The following is a 993-nucleotide window of genomic DNA, read 5'->3' as shown; positions in this document are numbered from 1 at the left end:
CGGAAAAATGTCTATCGTAAGCGCTCCGATGGACAAAACTCATGGGAAATCTGGAAAAATGTCTATCGTAAGGCTACTGAATAACAACCCCCAATATTTTTAATCATTACCCTAGTTGTCGAGAGATGAAAAAAATCTGAAGCGGAAAAAGCAACTGAAGAAATAAAAATGTTCAGAGTACATAACTCTGAGCATTTTTCATTCCCAAGCTTCGAGGAACTATCCTTTTCTTGTAAATATCGTTTTATGTACTACCTTATCATCTTTCAGATCCATAAAATTCATTGATTTATAATCCTCAAACAAGTGTAACACTACTTTATGCCCTACATTATTTTCATCTGGACCCTCTGTAATGGTTGCATTGACCTCATGATCATTAATAAAATTGAACCTTAATAACATGATTGATTCCTGCTGACCACTACGATCAAAATCAATGGTTATAATATTACCATTTACATTAATATCGCATGTAGCATCTTTCCCTTTGGTCTGATGCCATTCTCCAATCAATTTTTTTAAGATTTCGTCTCCTGAGATTGGTTTACTACTAACTTCCTCATCTTGAGTACATGCAGCTAAACTAAACAGCAGAAAAATCATCGCGATCAATTTTAAAACTTTCTCCATCTCCACACCCCTCTTTTATTAACTAATTTTTCCATTATTGTAAACTATTTATTAATACATACTCAATAGAAAATATAATATGAACTTGTTAAGGCTTAATGGGGACGGTTCTGGTGGCCATCATCCCATGGGAACACTACCGTCCAGATAATGGTTGATAATGTTTATTTGATATATGAACCACCCTTTGCGTCAACAGTTTAGGGTGGTTTTTCCGTCTTCTATCTTCTGTATGAATTTCCAAATTACGTCATAAGTATTTCCGGTTTGAAGCAATTACCAATATTTTTCCAGCGATTGTCGTAAGTTTCGAAAAATACGTCATAAGTGTCTTTAAATTAGTAATAAATCTCTTAAAAT

The 993-nt window shown here is 33.8% G+C and carries 1 protein-coding gene; it reads right to left on the bottom strand.

Features of this window, described 5'->3' with window-relative positions:
* Window positions 1-219: 219 nt before the first annotated feature.
* Entirely contained in the window at window positions 220-633 is a 414-nt protein-coding gene (locus tag V7137_RS05630) for a hypothetical protein (protein WP_335697153.1), read from the bottom strand.
* Window positions 634-993: the final 360 nt, after the last annotated feature.

This window comes from Neobacillus drentensis, assembly GCF_036962765.1.
Lineage (GTDB): Bacteria > Bacillota > Bacilli > Bacillales > Cytobacillaceae > Neobacillus > Neobacillus drentensis_C.
This window is presented reverse-complemented; position numbering and strand designations above follow the sequence as displayed.